The sequence below is a fragment of the Pseudomonas sp. NPDC090755 genome, from assembly GCF_044769005.1.
In the GTDB taxonomy this organism is placed as follows: domain Bacteria; phylum Pseudomonadota; class Gammaproteobacteria; order Pseudomonadales; family Pseudomonadaceae; genus Aquipseudomonas.
The window spans coordinates 1-3306 of sequence record NZ_JBIVXC010000051.1 but is presented as its reverse complement, the minus strand read 5'-3'; the positions used below and the strand labels follow the sequence as shown (position 1 = coordinate 3306).

At 56.5% G+C, this 3306-nt stretch carries 4 protein-coding genes; all 4 read right to left on the bottom strand.

Annotated features, from left to right (window positions below; translation table 11 throughout):
• Positions 1–257, bottom strand: a 257-nt coding sequence (locus ACIQUS_RS27115; protein WP_232251818.1) for a GTP-binding protein, incomplete at its 3' end; no start/stop codon positions are given.
• A 30-nt stretch (positions 258–287) separates the two neighbouring features.
• On the bottom strand, positions 288–2420 hold the full coding sequence (gene fusA / locus ACIQUS_RS27110) for an elongation factor G (protein WP_403054223.1): 2133 nt from the start codon (positions 2418–2420) through the stop codon (positions 288–290).
• Between the two features lie 30 nt (positions 2421–2450).
• A complete protein-coding gene (gene rpsG, locus ACIQUS_RS27105; protein WP_008089143.1) occupies positions 2451–2921 on the bottom strand; it encodes a 30S ribosomal protein S7 in 471 nt (156 codons plus the stop codon).
• A gap of 119 nt (positions 2922–3040) precedes the next feature.
• On the bottom strand, positions 3041–3306 hold a 266-nt coding region (gene rpsL / locus ACIQUS_RS27100), incomplete at its 5' end, for a 30S ribosomal protein S12 (protein WP_392491531.1).

Sequence of the window (3306 nt, the reverse complement as noted above, 5' to 3'; positions counted from 1 at the left end):
GCGTGACCTGGGCAGTCAACGTGAGCGTAGTGACGAATGTTCGAGTTGTACTCGACGTGCGCGGTGTTGATGGTGATACCGCGAGCTTTTTCTTCTGGAGCGCTGTCGATCTTGTCGAATTCAACGACTGCCGAACCGAAAACTTCGGAGCAGACGCGAGTCAGAGCTGCGGTCAGAGTGGTTTTACCGTGGTCAACGTGACCGATGGTGCCAACGTTGACGTGCGGAAGGGAACGATCAAATTTTTCTTTAGCCACGACAGTGATCCTCTTGCCTAAAGGGCTGGATTAGCCTTGTTTTTTAACGAGCGCTTCGACGATGTTCGACGGAGCTTCGGAGTACTTGGAGAATTCCATGGAGTAGCTGGCGCGACCCTGAGACATGGAACGAACGTCGGTTGCGTAACCGAACATTTCGCCGAGCGGAACTTCAGCACGGATTACCTTGCCGGAGACCGAATCGTCCATACCCTGGATGATGCCACGACGACGGTTCAGGTCACCCATCACGTCACCCATGTAGTCCTCTGGGGTTACTACTTCAACCTTCATGATCGGCTCAAGCACAACACCGCCGCCCTTCTGGGCCAGCTGCTTGGTCGCCATGGAGGCCGCCACCTTGAACGCCATCTCGTTGGAGTCGACGTCGTGGTAGGAACCATCAAACACGGTAGCCTTCAGGCCGATCAGCGGATAGCCGGCAACAACGCCGTTCTTCATCTGCTCTTCGATACCCTTCTGGATAGCCGGGATGTATTCCTTCGGAACCACACCACCTACAACTTCGTTGGTGAAGACCAGGCCTTCAGTGATGTTGCCCTTTTCGTCGGTATCCGGCTCCGAGAAACGGATCCAGCAGTGACCGAACTGGCCGCGACCGCCAGACTGGCGTACGAACTTGCCTTCGATCTCGACGTTGGACTTGCTGATCTTCTCGCGGTACGAAACCTGCGGCTTGCCGATGTTGGCCTCGACGTTGAACTCGCGCTTCATGCGGTCAACGAGGATGTCCAGGTGCAGCTCACCCATACCGGAGATGATGGTCTGACCGGTTTCTTCATCGGTCTTGACGCGGAACGACGGGTCTTCCTGGGCCAGTTTGCCCAGTGCGATACCCATCTTTTCCTGGTCCTGCTTGGTTTTCGGCTCAACAGCTACCGAAATTACCGGCTCAGGGAAGTCCATACGCTCCAGGATGACTGGCTGGTCGGCGTTGCACAGGGTGTCACCGGTGGTGACGTCCTTCATGCCGATCAGTGCGGCGATGTCGCCGGCGAGAACTTCTTTGATTTCTTCACGCTGGTTGGCATGCATCTGCACCATACGACCAACGCGCTCTTTCTTGCCCTTGACCGAGTTGATCACGGAGTCGCCCGACAGCAGCATGCCCGAGTAAACGCGCACGAAGGTCAGGGTACCCACGAACGGGTCGGTGGCAATCTTGAACGCCAGAGCCGAGAACGGTTCTGCGTCGTCTGCATGACGCTCGATTTTCGGCGCGTTTTCGTCTTCAACGTGATCCGGATGGATACCCTGGATTGCAGGGATCTCGGTCGGAGCAGGCAGGAAGTCGATAACGGCGTCGAGAACCAGAGGAACACCCTTGTTCTTGAACGAGGAACCGCAGACAGCCGGAACGATCTCGCTAGCCAGGGTGCGCGCGCGCAGGCCGGCCTTGATTTCTTCGACGGTCAGCTCACCTTCTTCAAGGTACTTGTTCATCAGCTCTTCGCTGGCTTCTGCAGCGGCTTCGACCATGTTGGCGCGCCACTCTTCAGCCAGCTCCAGCATATCGGCAGGAATTTCTTCCTCGCGATAGGTGGTGCCCTTGTCGTCGTCGTTCCAGTAGATAGCCTTCATCTTGATCAGGTCGACCTGACCCTGGAAGTTATCTTCCGAACCGATAGCCAGCTGAACCGGGACCGGGGTGTGACCCAGGCGGTTCTTGATCTGACCTACGACGCGCAGGAAGTTGGCACCGGCACGGTCCATCTTGTTCACGTAGACAACACGTGGAACGCCGTACTTGTTGGCCTGACGCCATACGGTTTCGGACTGTGGCTCAACGCCGGAGGTGCCGCAGAATACAACGACCGCGCCGTCGAGTACGCGCAGCGAACGTTCTACTTCAATGGTGAAGTCAACGTGGCCGGGGGTATCGATGACGTTTACGCGGTAGTTGTCGTACTGGCCACGGGAACCTTTCCAGAAGGTGGTAACGGCAGCGGAGGTAATGGTAATACCCCGCTCCTGCTCCTGCACCATCCAGTCGGTGGTCGCGGCGCCGTCATGCACCTCGCCCATTTTGTGGCTCAGACCTGTGTAGAACAGGATCCGCTCGGTAGTGGTAGTTTTGCCCGCGTCAACGTGCGCGCAAATACCGATGTTACGGTAGCGGTTGATTGGTGTAGTACGAGCCATAGAGCCCTCGCAAAAATAGTGATGCCTGAATTAGAAGCGGTAGTGCGAGAACGCTTTGTTGGCTTCGGCCATACGGTGTACGTCTTCACGCTTCTTGACTGCAGCACCTTTGCCTTCAGCAGCATCCAGCAGCTCGCCAGCCAGGCGCAGAGCCATGGACTTCTCGCCACGCTTGCGGGCGTAGTCTACCAACCAGCGCATTGCCAGGGCGTTACGACGGGAAGGACGCACTTCAACAGGAACCTGGTAAGTAGCACCGCCAACACGGCGCGACTTCACTTCGACCAGCGGAGCGATGGCGTCGAGAGCTTTCTCGAAGATTTCCAGGGGATCGCTGTTCTTGCGTTCCTTGACCTTGTCCAGTGCACCGTAAACGATACGCTCGGCAACGGCTTTCTTGCCGCTTTCCATTACGTGGTTCATGAACTTGGCGAGAATCTGCGATCCGTATTTTGGATCGTCCAGAATCTCACGTTTGGCTGCTACACGACGACGTGGCATTGATAAGCCCTCAAACGGTCTTCAGGTTAGCCCGGGACAGTGCCCCTAAGGGTGCGTGCCCGACCTTACTCTTATCGACTCAATAAAATGAATAACTGCAAACTGCTGCAAACGGCCGATTACTTCGGACGCTTGGTACCGTACTTCGAACGACCTTGGTTACGACCTTTGACGCCGGAGGTATCCAGGGAGCCGCGAACGGTGTGGTAACGAACACCTGGCAAGTCTTTTACACGGCCGCCACGGATCAGGACGACGCTGTGCTCTTGCAGGTTGTGGCCTTCACCACCGATGTACGAGGAAACCTCGAAACCGTTGGTCAGACGCACACGGCATACTTTACGCAGTGCCGAGTTAGGTTTTTTCGGCGTGGTGGTGTACACGC

Coding starts and splice junctions, on each gene's coding strand:
- fusA (WP_403054223.1), bottom strand. CDS start 2,420: ATGGCTCGTACTACACCAATCAACCGCTACCGTAACATCGGTATTTGC.
- rpsG (WP_008089143.1), bottom strand. CDS start 2,921: ATGCCACGTCGTCGTGTAGCAGCCAAACGTGAGATTCTGGACGATCCA.